Origin of the sequence: Chitinophaga sp. (assembly GCF_017745275.1) — a bacterium.
GTDB lineage: Bacteria > Bacteroidota > Bacteroidia > Chitinophagales > Chitinophagaceae > Chitinophaga.
Genome location: NZ_JAGHZS010000006.1, coordinates 263,134 through 277,477 on the forward strand (window position 1 = coordinate 263,134; position 14,344 = coordinate 277,477).

Here is a 14,344-nt window from a genome sequence, read left to right on the forward strand (position 1 = left end):
CATAAAATGATAAATCGCGAAACGCTTATTTTTGCAGCATGCTCGCAAAATTTTTCCGGCTCTCCGAACACAACACGACTGTTAAGAAAGAAGTACTGGCAGGGTTAACTACCTTTTCCACGATGGCGTATATACTGGCAGTGAATCCCAGTATCCTTTCCCGCACGGGAATGGATTTCCATGCTCTGATTACGGCTACCGCGCTGGCAGCGGCCATTGGTACGCTTGTGATGGCGCTGTATGCCAGGCTACCTATCGGTGTGGCACCGGGCATGGGGCTGAATGCTTTTTTTGCGTATACCATTGTGGCATCTATGGGATATACCTGGCAGTTTGCGCTGACGGCTGTTTTCCTGGAGGGGATTATTTTTATCATCCTTTCCATGTTCCGTATCCGGGAAGCCATTATTAACAGTATTCCCGAAAATCTGAAGCATGCTATTTCAGTAGGCATTGGATTGTTGATTGCCCTCATTGGCATGGCCAATGCGGGTATTATCGAAACAGGTATGCATCATGTGGGAGATGGAAAACTGGATGGCGTGATCCTGAAAATGGGGGATGTTACCAGCATAGGCCCACTCATTGCTTTAATCGGGTTGATTGTAAGCGCGGTGCTGATGTATAAAAATATCAATGCAGCGTTATTGATAGGCATCCTGGCAGCTACCGTGGTGGGCATTCCGCTGGGCATTACTCATTTCCCCGAAAACGGTCACCTGGTGAGTTTGCCGCCTTCCCTGGCACCGGTAGCTTTTAAGCTCGAATTCAATAAAATATTTTCACTGGATATGCTGATGATCCTTTTTACGTTGCTGATGGTGAACCTGTTTGACACCGTAGGTACGTTAATCGGATTATGTAACAAAGCCGGACTGCTGGATGAGAATGGCCGTTTGCCGAGAGCCAAGCAGGCGCTTATGGCAGATGCTGTGGGTACTACCGCAGCGGGGTTATTAGGCACCAGTGTAGTAACGGCTTATGTAGAAAGCGCCAGCGGTATTGCGGCTGGTGGTAAAACCGGCCTGACGTCCTTTACGGTGGCCATCATGTTTTTATTATCGTTGTTTTTTGCGCCTGTATTTGCCATGATCCCCCAGGCGGCTACTGCGCCTGCTTTAATTATAGTAGGGATGCTGATGATGGGCGCCGTTACCAGGATTAATTTTAATGATGTAACAGAAGCCATTCCGGCGTTTCTGGCGATTGTGATGATGCCTTACAGTTATAGTATCGCAGAGGGAATTGTATTTGGTATGTTGTCTTACGTGTTGTTAAAAGTATTGACCGGGCAATATAAAAGTATTAGCCCGGTGATGTATGTACTGGCAGTATTGTTTATCATTACTTTTTTGGTGAAATAATTATTCTTTCAGGGTCACGGCATCATCAGCTACCGTGAGGGAGTGCATCATACCGCACTTGAAAGCGTAGTTGTTTTTCTGGTGTCCTACGGGGAAGTTAAAGCATACCGGATAACTGAAATCTTTTACTTTCTCCAGTACCATATCATACACGGTTCTGCCAAATTCTTCGCCGGGGTCATCAGGTTTGATGCGATTAAAACCGCCAATGATAAGGCCTGCCAGGTTATCCAGTTTGTGTGAGCGTTGCAGGGAGCCCAGCATACGGTCAAGGCTATACAAATATTCTCCTACTTCTTCTAAAAAGAGAATCTTCCCATTGGTATCTATTTCAGAATTGGTGGCGCACATGCTTTGAATGATAGATAAGTTGCCACCAATCAGTGCGCCACGGGCTTTCCCTTTACGGTTGCGGTTGTCCGGCGTAGTGCTGTATTGCATTTTTTTGCCGGTGAGTGCCTGGTAAATAGACATGATGGTGTCTTGCACTATTGGTTCTGCTTTCCCGAAATCGTCCGGGAAGCTGTTGCACATTTTGGCGTGAAGGGTAGCCATTCCATAATGGCGGTTGATATGACAATGTAATACGGTAACATCGCTGAAGCCAATCACCCATTTAGGGTTTCTTTGAAACCGGGAGAAGTTGAGCTGGTCGATGATGCGCGCTGTTCCATATCCACCGCGCCCGCACATGATGGCTTTTATATTTTCGTCGTTGAGCATGGCCTGCAGATCTGCCAGTCGCTCTGCATCCGTACCGCCAAAGCTATAGTCGCGCGATCCAACGGTTTTGCCTATACGAATATTAAATCCCCAGCTTTCCATAATGCGGATAGCGGGTTGTATTTCATCTCTTTTGATATACCCAGCAGGGCAGGTAATGCCGATGATATCACCAGGTTTCAGATAAGGAGGTACCAATGGTTCCTTCTTATCTGAAACAGCAGGTAATCCTATTCCGGCAAGGGTTTGTAGTGCCGGTAATCCGGCGCCGGCAGTTACAAGAGCAGACAGGAAACGTTTTCGATTCATACGCTTAAAGTAAGCATATTTTATGAATCATCCGTGCGTCACAAAATCACGTACAGACCAGTGAGCGATGTATTTGCCATCTTTCAACTGTACAATATCAATAATACGAAGGGTAGCTGGTTTGCCTGTGGGGGGCTGGTTCATGAAAGGTGCACTGAAGGTGCCTGTAAAAGCTTTATGGGTAACTACTTTATCATCTTCCGCAATCATATCAAAAATTTCCAGCTTTATATCCGGGAATGCGGGGCGTAATAGTTGAGTGATAAAATCGCGGGTAGCGTTGGCATCGTTGTTACCAACAGGTCCGGTATGGTTAATGAAATCGGGAGATACGGTTTCGTTAAATGCCTGCAGGTCGCCTTTGATGATAAATTCTTCGTTGAAGCGTCTTACTACTGCTTTGTTCTTTTCGGATAATGTTTGCATGTTGTTTATTTTATGATACAAAATTACCGGTAGTACTATGTTCGCTGGTAACGGGATTAGCTCAGATCATCGCCTTTTTAGCTCTTTTCTCATTGGGGGTAGTGCCGTAGGTTTGTTTGAAGATGCGGATAAAGTGCGAAGGGCTTTCAAATCCGCATTCAGTGGCTATTTCAGCTACCTGTTTAGTAGTAGTTTGCAGTAATGTTTGTGCATATGATAACCGGTGTTCATTGATCCACCGTTTGGGCGCGGTGTGATATTGTTGCTGGAAATCGCGTTTAAAGGAAGCGAGACTACGCCCGGATAGTTTGGCCAGCTCCGGTAAGGTGAGTGGCTGAAACAAATGTTGCTTCACTACAAAGGCGATATCGGAAGGTTGTGCGTATACAATTTGCTGCATAAAATCCAATACTGCCGCGTGTTGAGGGGTAGCCAGCAAGAGCAGGAATAATTCATATAGTTTCACCGACAGTATGGCTGCCAATGTACTGGGTGTTTGGGTAAAATAAGTGAGGTAGTGTTCCCGGAATGCTTCCAGTAAAGGATTTAAAGGTATGGATAGCTGGGCGCTGGCAGTTGCTTTTATGGGTGTGGTGTAATTGTATTTGTGCAGGAACCTGCGCAGTTGTTCATCAGAAAAATAAATAAGGAGACTTTCAAAACTAATGCCGCTACCCACTACATCAGACATCACATAAAAACCACGTTTCATCAGGAGCAGGGAACCTGCTTCCACTTTTACGGTGGTGTTATCTTCGAAATGCAACAGCTTATGCCCCGACAAAATAAATATCATCACATTGTCGTCGAGGAAAATAGTGCGTTTACTGGCCATGCTGCGCTGTTTTAGCATCGCGAAGTGGATGTTGCCGGCCTTCAGTATTTGTTGTCCGTCTTGGTCTGCGGGGAATTTGAGTAACATGTTATCAAAAATAAAGTATTCACTTTATTATAACATCATAAAAAAGGTTCTTCCGGTACGTTGCCGGAAGAACCTTCTGATCAATGGATGACGGGCCGGATTATTTTTTTCGCTTGAAAGTATAATGAGCACCTACCTGCAAATTGCTGGTATATAAGCTACCGTTTTCGGATTTGTTACTTACCCCAAACATATACCGGGCAGAAAATCCAAGTCCGAATGGAAGATTATAACCAATACCAGCGCCGGCGGAAAGATTGGTATTTCTAAACCGCCCGTTGGTGTTTCTATGGTATTCGCCGTCTTGCTCAATTCCATGGAGATATATGTTTACCTCCGGACCGGCTTCCACATACAGATCCGGTATAATGTAGTATTTTGCCATCACAGGAATATTGAGATAACCCTGATTGGCTTTATACATGTCTTTATAGCGGGAGCCAGACCGGGAGTACACCAGTTCAGGCTGAATAGCGAAATGTTTGCTAAACTTTAGTTCGGCATAGCCACCAGCATAAAATGATGGAAAATAATGGGAAAACCGGGTGATATCATTGGATAAGTTAAGGCCACCTTTTACGCCGAAATTTAAGTTTTGTGCATGGGTTGCCAGGGCCACTGCCGTCACCGGCAGGAGCAATAATAGCGTTTTTTTCATCGGTTAAATTGTATAAAAGTTACAGTTTAATAGGTATGCGTGTAAGGCCTTACGAACGTAAAATTATAAGCACAAATGTTAAGGAAATCCTTACACGTTTTTTTTCGCATCTTTTTAACTTTTATATATAATAAATTTATCTTGTTATAGTGGCAGTATTTTTGTCGCCGTTTTACCTAAATCATTTTTATATGCGTTACCTGATAACAGGAGTACTGATGATGTTGCTTACGTCTGTTGGCTATGCACAAAAAACAGCGTGGCTGATTGTTCCCGGAAAATCTATCGGACAAATAAAGCTGGAAGTACCCGCAGCAGATCTGGCGGTATTGGGTAAGCCGGATGGCGGAGATGCCGCTATGATGAAAGCATGGCGTATCTGGTATAGCCGTAAGAAAGATAAAAGTATTGATTCATCACATATGCTGGCAGTATTTACGGCTATGCGTACACAGGATACACAATATGTAAAACAGATCCGTGTTAATTCGCCACGTTTTAAAACAGCCAAAGGATTGGGCGCTGGCAGCTCTATTGCCGCTATTAAGAAAGCCTACCCCGGTGTACAGCTTACCCAAACTTATGAATCGGCAAACAAAGCCCGGCGTATTGCTGTATATGAAGATACCCGCGCGGGTATTGCCTTTGAAACAGCTAATCCGCGTAGTAAAAAACCAGTTTGTTCCATGGTAGTAGTATTTGATCCCGGAGAATCGGCCGCTGGCTACCTCGATTTTCATACAGGATTTGACCTTATGAATCCGGTGGTGAAATAATTTTTACGGGAGATGATGTGAATCAGGTGGCTTCTTTTCTGTCAGATCATGCCCGTTTTCTTTTGTCTTTTATTGGCGTTTCCGGCGGATTATTTTTTCACCGTATTATTGTTCGTGTTGATACCGTTTTCCCTGGGCTCTTATTTCCCGGTATTCACGATAAGAGGATTTAGGGTAAATTTTCTGACCCAGGTTGTATTGGAGTGAGATAGTAAGAAGACCTGTGATATCCGGATTTTTAGTATCATAGTTAAACATGTAGGAAGGATGCAGGCTCCACGAGGTATTGCGCAAAGGGAAATTAAATTTTGCATCCAATACCAGGCCGCTTACAGTTACCGCGGAGCTATCCTTATATCTCGGATAACCCATGCTTCCGCCAATATGCACGCCATAGCCAATGCCGGCAGAGTATCCAAATTTTTTGAAGGCAACCGGAGTGGCACCATTGCCAAAAGTATAGTTAACGGTAACAGGTATAGAAAGCCTGTAGCCAGCATCCATCTTGCGACTTTCCGCAGATTCACCGTTGTAGCGATATTTATTAGATATGCCAAATCCAGTGGCCAGGGAAGTTCCGACAGACAAACCTGATTGATCTGAAAATTTATAAAGGTTTAGTCTTGGTTCAACATTTAGCATAAAACCATCATAATGGTAAGCGCTGATGCCGCCAACACCAACCGGTAACACGAATCGTTTGTTTTGTGCAACAGCCGGCAAAACGGAAGTGATGCATAGCAGGAACAGATATAGGAATACATACTTCATATAGGTGTAACTTTTGGGCGTAGTAGATTACTCAATGGACTGTAACGGCTGTTGAATAGAAAAGTTACAGTGGCCCCATCTGACCTGTTATTAGCGTTTGTTGAATTTTACCCCGATGTTGTAATCAATCCCGATAGTGGTTATGCCGGCAATATCCGGATTATACTGGTTATTGTTAAACAGATGTGCCACCCGGATGCCAAAAGAGCTATTGGCTATCGGAAAGTTTATTCCGGCACTGAGAACCATACCGGATACATGTATCTGGTTGCTACTTACTTCTTCATCGTCAATAAATTCTACGCCATGGGTGGCATTATGAAATCCATAACCGGCTCCTGTAAAGAAGCCCCATTTCGTATAGGCGCGCCGGGTAGCCGCGTTACCAAAATTCCAGGTAACCAGTACCGGCATATTAGCCATGAAAATACTGGTAGAATTGCCGCCGGTATTGCTGTTGTAGTTATCGTTGATGGTAGTACCTACACCTATGTGTGTACTGAGTGCCAACACCGAATGATCGGAGAAACGCAGGAAGTTGAGGCGGGGAGAATAAACCAGGCCGGCACCCAGGTAGCTGTTGCCGGCAAACAATCCACCACCAATGGCATGCGAGAATAGCCGGGATTGAGCGCTGGCATCTTTCAGGAAAAAAAGTAGGCAACCTGCACACACTAATGTGTATAGTCGGAACATAGGTATTAATCGTGTTTAGGAATAACTTTAAAAAACTACCTGGTGTGTAGTCTTAATAACGGATATCACAAATATACTCTGCGTATGGCTTAGATTATCTAATTCCCCTAATTTATTCACATAAAATTCACGGTATTCGTCCATATCTTTTACCTGTACTTTTATCATAAAGTCGAATTCCCCTGAAATATTGAGACACTCCGTTACCTCTGTAAAGTGGAGGATTTCCTGGATAAACTTTTTCCCATACTTCTTATTGTGTTCTTTTAAAGTAATATAACACAATACTGTCAGGCTTTTATTTATTTTCCTGGGATCTACAATGGCGGCATATTGTTTAATCACGCCCGCCTGTTCCATTTTACGGATACGTTCATACACAGGGGTAGTGCTCAGGTTCAACTGGCTGGCAATATCACGGATAGTCATTTTAGCATCCTGTTGTAATAACTTGAGGATGCCCATATCTTTTTCATCGAGATGAAGGGGAGTGTCCGTATGATGTTCTTTTTTCTGGATCATGGAATGATCTGTTTGGAATAAATAACTATTTTAAGATGTAAAAATAGTGTTTTGTACTAAAATTTGTACAAATAAATGATTGTAGAATTGATTTAATAGGTTTGTGCCGTGAAAAATCAACGGATAATTCTAAGCGTGGCCTGTCTGGCAATTTTTTTTGAGGCATTGGATGTTTCCGTGCTCAATATGGCGATACCGCAAATGGAATCATTTTTCCATTTTGGTGCGGATGGTATTCAGTGGGTGCAAACGGTGTATGTGCTCTTTTATGCTGGCCTGGTTTTGTTAGGTGGGCGTTTGGCCGACACACAAGGCCGAAAGAAAATATTTATTACCGGTGCCACCGCTTTTGTGCTGGCTTCACTCGCCGCCGGCTTTTCGCTTTCTTTCGCATGGCTGCTGGTATGCAGGGCTTTGCAGGGAATTGGCGTGGCGTTGGCTATTCCTGCAGCACTAGCTATTATCACCAATACTTTCACGGCTGCTGCCGACCGAAACCGGGCTTTGGGCATCTTTGGCGCCATGGCAGGAATAGGATTCGCTACTGGGCTGGCTATTGGTGGATTAATCAGCAACTACCTTGGCTGGCAATGGGTATTTTTCATTAATGTACCGGTTATAAGCGGAGCTATCCTGTTGGCCGTGTGGTATATTCCGGCAGATGAAAAGCATGTGGTACGCGCCGCCAATAATGTCTGGAGCGCTATACTCATCACCCTGCTCATGATGCTGGCTGCCTGGCTGATACATGACCTGGGAAATATCAGTAACCACTACATGACCTGGTTATTGCTGCTGTTATTATTTATTGTTGCCGGAGCAATTTTTATACGTCGCGAACGCGTACATGCGTCGCCGTTAGTTGATTTCAAATTATTCCATTTACAGGGAGTGATCACGGGAAACGCAGGTGCGGTGCTGTTAGGCAGTATGTTTCTGAGTTATATATTCATGCTAACCTTATACCTGCAGAATGACCTGCATTTTACCTCATCGCAGGCAGGTTTGTTATTGTTTCCGTTTAGTATCCTGTCTGGTATTATCTCCAAATTTATCCTGCCCAGGATGTTTGAAAAGTGGGGAGTAGTGAGAACAGGTATTGCAGGGAACGTGTGTATGTTAAGCGGGATGCTGTTTTTTATCGCGAGTTATTTTACAGATCATTCCCTGATACTCATTTTATGTGCAGTAGCCAGTATTAATGCATTTGGAATGGCCATTACTTTTCCTTGTGTAACTATCCTGGCGGTGCAGGCAGTTCCTGAGCAACAGCAGGGGTTAGCTTCCGGGATCAATGGCACGGCAGGCTCGCTGGGAGGAGGACTGGGATTGTCATTGGTGGGATTACTGATGCAGTTGGCAGATACCCGCGGATGGAGTGCTTATGGTGCAGGATTGAGTGTATTAGTGCTATTAGCTTTATGCGCCATCGGGCAACTGGTATTATTTTACAGGCGGAGTAAATCACGCGTTGGATTGGCCACTGTTTAACTGTAATAAAGTTTTTAAGTCATCAAGTGTATTTATTTCTGCTACCGGTTTATCTTTCCGCCAGCGGTTAATACGTGGGAAACGTAGTGCAACACCGGATTTATGCCTGTTAGAAGCAGCAATTCCTTCAAACGCGATTTCAAATACCAATTCGGGTTGTACCGTTCTCACGGGTCCAAATTTTTCCAGTGAGTGTCGCTTCACCCAGTTATCTACCTCCGCAATTTCTTTGTCGGTGAGGCCAGAGTAGGCTTTGGTAAAAGGTACCAACTGATCGCCGTCTCTAACTGCAAAGGTGTAATCGGTGTATAAATTGGAGCGGCGTCCATGTCCTTTCTGTGCATAAATCATGACCGCATCAATGGTAAAGGGATCGATTTTCCATTTCCACCAGTCTCCGCGCTTACGGCCCACCTGGTAGGGGGCGCGTTTGCTTTTGAGCATTAGCCCTTCGCTGCCTTTATCGCGTGATTGCAGACGTAGCAAGGTGAGTTGTTCCCAGGCGTCGAATATAATTTCCGGTGATAGCTGCAACAACGGCAGGTTGATTTGTTGCACCAGTTGCTCCAATAGCGCTCTGCGCTCTGCCAGTGGCTTTTCACGGATATCGCTTCCTTCCCATTCGAGTAGGTCGTACGATAAAAAAATAACCGGTGCCTCCTGTAACTGTTTCCGGGTAACGTTTTTTCGTCCAATTCTTGTTTGCAGCGTTTGAAAAGATAAAGGCAGGCCATTGGCAAAAGTCACAATTTCCCCGTCCAGTACGGTGCCATCTGGTAGTGTAGTAAGCAGTGGTGTAAACTCCGGAAATTTTTCGGTGATCAATTCTTCTCCTCTCGACCATACAAACAACTGGTTTTCGCGTTTGATGATTTGTCCGCGTATACCATCCCATTTCCATTCTGCCTGCCAGTCTTTTTCGGCGCCAAGTGATTCCGGTAGTCCTTCCAGTGCATAAGCCAGGTAAAACGGGTAAGGGCGGGAAGCATTGGCGCCAGTGGTATGTTGGTGTAATAAATTGGCTATTGTCACCTCACGGGGATCCCAGTTGCCGCTGATCATATGGGAAAGTATAGCTGCTTCTATATGGTAAGTTTGCGCGAGGGCATTGACCATCATTTTTTGAGATACGCCTATCCTGAATCCGCCGGTGATTAGTTTGTTAAACACGAATCGTTCACCACTGTCCAGTGCATTCCAGGCATCGAGGATAAAAGTCTGCTTGGTCGTTTCTGTCGCTTTCTCCAGTTGTTGCAGTTGTTCCAGCCAGTAATGCAGGGGAGCGGACCTGGGCGTTGCAGGAGGAGGTAATAGCAACGCAATGGTTTCTGCGAGGTCTCCTACGGTATGATAGCATTCGTCAAATAGCCAGTTGGCGAGGCCGGTAACTTGTATACACCATGTTTTCAACTGTGTGCTATTCACCGTTCTTTTAGGCCGGCGGCCGGAAAACAGGGCCAGCACCCAGCTTTTGTCTTTTTCCGGTGCGGTGGCAAAGTAATGACTCAGCGCCTCCAATTTTTCGTTGGTTTTGGTGCTGTTACTTAGTAATTGTACCAGTTGAGCAAATTGTTGCACAGTTTATATTTCAGGTGTAATAATCAGCTCTTCATCTCCATAAGAAGTACTCACTTCTTTGGCGGCTATTCCCTTTTCATTCAGGTACCGGGCAAATACGCTGCTAAAGCCATGCGTTACGTATACCTGTTCTGCGCCGGTGGCGGTGACTGCATCGAGCAGGCCGGGCCAGTCCGCATGATCAGAGAGGGCGAAACCCGCATCTGCATTACGGCGGCGCATATGGCCACGCACCTGCATCCATCCGCTGCATATACCTAAGGCATACGGTTGGAACCGGCGCATCCATACATGATCTTCCGCTGATGGCGGTGCTATAATCACGGCATTTTTAAAAGCTGCTTTGGGCGTATCCGGTGTAATCCTTTCTACCGGTGGCAGTGGCCATCCTTCCTGTAGCAACAGCTCATGCGGAATGGCGATAGCGCCATGTACAAGAAAACGGTCTATTTTGTTCTTCAGGTGATAAAGCAGCCGTTGCGCTTTGCCCAGGCTGTAAGCCAGTATTACGCTGGCTTTTTCGGCTTGTTGATTGGCGTATATCCATTGTACAATGTGATTGAAAATTTGTTGCTGTGGCGCCCAGCGATAAATGGGCAAACCAAAAGTAGATTCAGTAATGAAAGTATGACAACGCAAAGGCTCAAAGGGGGTCGATAAACCGTCATTTTCCAGTTTATAATCACCGCTGACTACCCACACTTCCCCGTTTTGTTCTACGCGTATTTGTGCGGAGCCTATCATATGCCCCGCGGGATGAAGCGATATTTTTACACCGTTAAAAAATAAAGACTCCCCGTAGGCGATGCCCTGTACCTGGATATCATTGCCCAGTCTGAGCCGTAGCAATGGAACAGTAGCATTTTCACAGAGATAATACTGGTTGCCGCTGCGGGCATGATCTGCATGTGCATGTGTGATGACCGCACGGGTAACGGGTTTCCAGGGATCTATGTAGAAGTCGCCTGCAGGGCAGTAAATGCCATTGTCGGTAAATTGCAGCACATTCATATGAGGAATATACGCAAAAAAAATCGTGCCATGGCAGACGCCATGGCACGAAATACGGTGTGTTGCCGGAACAACTATTTATTCATCTTAATATCTGCACTATCTCCTTTCTGGATGATATAGATATTTTTATTTTCGAAGTAGGAAGGGGTTCCTTCTCCTTCTTTCAGATATACCGGCAGGAAATTATAGTTGGTAATTACTTTAGGTGATTCGCTGACCATGCCATTGAAGTACACACCATTGTTGTGTAACAGTTTTACAAAGTAGTAAGTCAGATCGAAGCCTTTGTAAGCCATATCTGAGGGACGTGCTTTGTAAGTTCTACGGAAATAATCATTGATATACCTGCTGTAGGCATCTGTTTTATCGTTGAAGTAAGGCGAAGAATAATATACCTGTAAGCCCTTTAATTCCGGCTCTTTCAGCTTAATTACATCCCAGGTAGGCATACCAAAGATCTGCAGCGGGTAAGTGGCGGCAGAAACGCTGAGTTTGCGCAACAGGCTTTTAGCACCGGCTTCATCCAATGCTGTTACAATGATTACGTTGGTACGATCCGTGAGCAGGTATTTGGAAATTTCCTCTGTAGTAGTGCCTTCGTTCCAGATAACTTCTTTGATTCTGGTTTTCTTTGCATTATCCATTTTTTCATACGACGCTTTGAAGTCGGCAGCCAGCCTGCCTTCGAAGGTAGTGTTCCTACGGAACAGCACGATGTTTTTATTGGCGAAAGCGTTCTGAACATAGTTTTGGATCGCTTCGCAATGTGTTTTCAGGGTGCTGTTGGAAATATATAAAAAAGGATTGTCGGTGATACCGGCGTCATTGGGGAAGGTACCGGACACGAGGTTGATCTCTTTTTCTTTGGCGAAATCGCTGAGTTCTTTCAACTCCGGATTACTGACAGCGCCTATAATGAGGTCGGTGTTATCGAGTGTTTTGCTGCGGATCAGGGCAGGAATACTTTGTTTGGCTTTGCTGTCGTACACAGTTACTTTCAGATCGTAGCCTTGCTGTTGCAGGGAGTCCAATGCCAATTGAGCGCCTTCATAAAATTCCAGTCCGGGTAATACATATTTCGGCATCGTGCGGCCGGGAATATCTGAAGAGGTAGCAAATGCGGAGTCAAGGTAAAGTGGTGCAAAGAAGGCGATGTTGTAGGAGGCTTTCTTAACTTCTTTTCCAAAAGCCGGCACGTTAAAAGGAGCTTTCGCTGCTTCTGATTTCTTTTCTTCAGGTTTTTTGGCCGGGGCAGGTTTGCTTAAAGATGGTGGTGGTCCGTCTACCCGTTTGGTGCTTTTCCTGGTAGAAGAGCAGGAGCTGACTAATACCAGTAGTACCAGGGCGGATAACAGGAGCTTTATGTTGTTCAAATGGTTCATAATGGGCGCTAATTTACAAAAATCGTTCCGTAGAAGCTGAAAGCATAAAGCATAAAGCAAAAAGCTATTGTAGCGGATGATAAAGTGGATAAATGTTAAAATTCCTGCTAATCAATCGCTACAATAGCTTTTTGCTTTATGCTTTATGCTTTCAGCTTTTATAGGGGATTATTCCCACTCAATAGTTGCTGGTGGTTTAGAGCTGATATCGTATACTACACGGTTAATGCCTTTTACCTTGTTGATGATGTCGTTAGACATTTTCGCGAGGAATTCATAAGGCAGGTGTGCCCAGTCTGCTGTCATACCATCTACAGAAGTTACGGCGCGCAGTGCTACGGTGAATTCGTAAGTACGTTCATCGCCCATAACGCCAACGCTTTGTACGGGAAGGAGGATGGTACCTGCCTGCCATACTTTGTCGTATAAACCGGCTTCTTTCAGGCCTTCTACATAAACCGCATCGGCTTCCTGCAGCATGGTCACCTTTTCAGGCGTGATGGCGCCGAGGATACGAATGGCCAGGCCGGGACCCGGGAAGGGGTGGCGACCCAGGAAGGTTTCGCTGATACCAATTTCGCGGCCTACGCGGCGTACTTCGTCTTTAAAGAGGAAACGCAGTGGTTCTACCAGTTGCATGTTCATCTTTTCAGGCAATCCGCCTACGTTATGGTGAGATTTGATGGTAACAGAAGGACCGTTTACAGAAACGGATTCAATCACATCCGGGTAGATGGTACCCTGACCGAGGAAGGAAATATCGGTGAGGCTGGTAGCTTCCTGTTGGAAAACATCGATGAACAGGCCACCAATGATTTTACGTTTTTTCTCCGGATCGGATACGCCGTCCAGTTTGCCGTAGAAGAGGTCTTTTGCATTTACCCCTTTTACGTTCAGGCCCATGTGTTTATAGGATTCCAGTACGGTTTCAAACTCATCTTTTCTCAGCAGGCCGTTGTCTACAAATATGCAGAAGAGGTTTTTGCCGATGGCTTTGTGGATCAGTTCAGCAGCTACGGTAGAATCTACTCCGCCGCTCAATGCCATTACCACGCGTTTGTCGCCCACCTGAGCTTTGATTCTTTCTACTGTTTCGTGTACGAAAGCGGCTGGCGTCCAGTCCTGGCTGCAGTTACAGATATGTAACAGGAAGTTGCGCAGGATTTGTTTGCCTTCAAGGGAGTGTGTTACTTCCGGGTGGAATTGTAAACCGAATATTGGATTAGCAGCTACTGTAGTGCTTTTGAAAGCAGCCACCGGGATATTTTCTGTAGTAGCGATGATATTGAAGCTTTCCGGAATACGTTTAATAGTATCGGAGTGGCTCATCCATACCTGGCTTTTGCCAGAGATGTCATATAATAATTTTTCCTCTTTATCACTGTGCTCCATAAAGGCGCGGCCGTATTCGCGGATATTGCTTTTCGCTACTTCACCTCCAAAAACTTTGGCCATCATCTGGGCGCCGTAGCAGATACCCAGTACCGGAACTTTGGCCGCAATAGCGGCAATGTCAATGATAGGTGCGTTTTCGTCATTTACTGAAAACGGACTACCGGATAATATAACACCTTTGATGGTTTCGTCCCAGGCGATGGGCTGAAGACAAGGCTTAATTTCGCAATAAACATTCAGTTCACGGATGCTGCGTGCAATCAGCTGTGTATACTGTGAACCGAAATCGAGGATAAGTATCTTTTCTGTCATGGTGG

At 45.3% G+C, this 14,344-nt stretch carries 14 protein-coding genes; 3 read left to right on the forward strand and 11 right to left on the reverse strand.

The window, feature by feature from the left end; genetic code table 11:
• Positions 1 to 38: 38 nt before the first annotated feature.
• The gene (locus J7623_RS18185) at positions 39 to 1,364 is read left to right on the forward strand and encodes an NCS2 family permease (RefSeq protein WP_291922957.1); all 1,326 of its coding nucleotides are present in this window, start codon (positions 39 to 41) and stop codon (positions 1,362 to 1,364) included.
• Here J7623_RS18185 and J7623_RS18190 read toward each other — a convergent pair whose 3' ends face one another.
• The 4 genes from J7623_RS18190 to J7623_RS18205 all read right to left on the reverse strand — a co-directional run bounded on the left by J7623_RS18190 (position 1,365) and on the right by J7623_RS18205 (position 4,402).
• Complete coding sequence (locus J7623_RS18190) at positions 1,365 to 2,396, reverse strand: LD-carboxypeptidase (RefSeq protein WP_291922959.1); 1,032 nt, start codon at positions 2,394 to 2,396, stop codon at positions 1,365 to 1,367.
• A gap of 27 nt (positions 2,397 to 2,423) precedes the next feature.
• Positions 2,424 to 2,822 (reverse strand): ester cyclase, encoded by a 399-nt coding sequence (locus J7623_RS18195; RefSeq protein WP_291922961.1) that lies wholly within the window; start codon positions 2,820 to 2,822, stop codon positions 2,424 to 2,426.
• 61 nt (positions 2,823 to 2,883) lie between these two features.
• The gene (locus J7623_RS18200) at positions 2,884 to 3,744 is read right to left on the reverse strand and encodes an AraC family transcriptional regulator (protein ID WP_291922963.1); all 861 of its coding nucleotides are present in this window, start codon (positions 3,742 to 3,744) and stop codon (positions 2,884 to 2,886) included.
• A gap of 100 nt (positions 3,745 to 3,844) precedes the next feature.
• On the reverse strand, positions 3,845 to 4,402 hold the full coding sequence (locus J7623_RS18205) for a porin family protein (RefSeq protein WP_291922965.1): 558 nt from the start codon (positions 4,400 to 4,402) through the stop codon (positions 3,845 to 3,847).
• Positions 4,403 to 4,593: 191 nt separating this feature from the next.
• On the opposite strand from J7623_RS18205, the gene J7623_RS18210 reads away from it, so the two are divergent.
• Entirely contained in the window at positions 4,594 to 5,178 is a 585-nt protein-coding gene (locus tag J7623_RS18210) for a hypothetical protein (protein ID WP_291922966.1), read from the forward strand.
• A gap of 105 nt (positions 5,179 to 5,283) precedes the next feature.
• Here the strand turns inward: J7623_RS18210 and J7623_RS18215 are convergent, their stop codons facing one another.
• From J7623_RS18215 to J7623_RS18225, 3 genes are all read right to left on the reverse strand, one after another.
• On the reverse strand, positions 5,284 to 5,949 hold the full coding sequence (locus tag J7623_RS18215; RefSeq protein WP_291922968.1) for a hypothetical protein: 666 nt from the start codon (positions 5,947 to 5,949) through the stop codon (positions 5,284 to 5,286).
• A gap of 90 nt (positions 5,950 to 6,039) precedes the next feature.
• Positions 6,040 to 6,645: a hypothetical protein gene (locus tag J7623_RS18220; protein WP_291922970.1), complete on the reverse strand. Its 606-nt coding sequence runs from the start codon at positions 6,643 to 6,645 to the stop codon at positions 6,040 to 6,042.
• Between the two features lie 27 nt (positions 6,646 to 6,672).
• Positions 6,673 to 7,167 (reverse strand): Lrp/AsnC family transcriptional regulator, encoded by a 495-nt coding sequence (locus J7623_RS18225; protein WP_291922972.1) that lies wholly within the window; start codon positions 7,165 to 7,167, stop codon positions 6,673 to 6,675.
• 135 nt (positions 7,168 to 7,302) lie between these two features.
• Between J7623_RS18225 and J7623_RS18230 the strand changes: the two genes are divergently transcribed.
• Positions 7,303 to 8,658 (forward strand): MFS transporter, encoded by a 1,356-nt coding sequence (locus J7623_RS18230; RefSeq protein WP_291923445.1) that lies wholly within the window; start codon positions 7,303 to 7,305, stop codon positions 8,656 to 8,658.
• Here the strand turns inward: J7623_RS18230 and J7623_RS18235 are convergent.
• The 4 genes from J7623_RS18235 to guaA all read right to left on the reverse strand — a co-directional run bounded on the left by J7623_RS18235 (position 8,632) and on the right by guaA (position 14,339).
• Positions 8,632 to 10,236, reverse strand: a complete 1,605-nt coding sequence (locus J7623_RS18235) for an ATP-dependent DNA ligase (RefSeq protein WP_291922974.1) — start codon at positions 10,234 to 10,236, stop codon at positions 8,632 to 8,634. The two genes, J7623_RS18230 and J7623_RS18235, sit on opposite strands and share 27 nt — an antisense overlap.
• Before the next feature lie 3 nt (positions 10,237 to 10,239).
• A complete protein-coding gene (locus J7623_RS18240) occupies positions 10,240 to 11,247 on the reverse strand; it encodes a ligase-associated DNA damage response exonuclease (RefSeq protein ID WP_291922977.1) in 1,008 nt (335 codons plus the stop codon).
• Between the two features lie 74 nt (positions 11,248 to 11,321).
• Complete coding sequence (locus tag J7623_RS18245) at positions 11,322 to 12,632, reverse strand: ABC transporter substrate-binding protein (protein WP_291922979.1); 1,311 nt, start codon at positions 12,630 to 12,632, stop codon at positions 11,322 to 11,324.
• 168 nt (positions 12,633 to 12,800) lie between these two features.
• The gene (gene guaA / locus J7623_RS18250) at positions 12,801 to 14,339 is read right to left on the reverse strand and encodes a glutamine-hydrolyzing GMP synthase (protein WP_291922981.1); all 1,539 of its coding nucleotides are present in this window, start codon (positions 14,337 to 14,339) and stop codon (positions 12,801 to 12,803) included.
• Between the last annotated feature and the right edge of the window lie 5 nt (positions 14,340 to 14,344).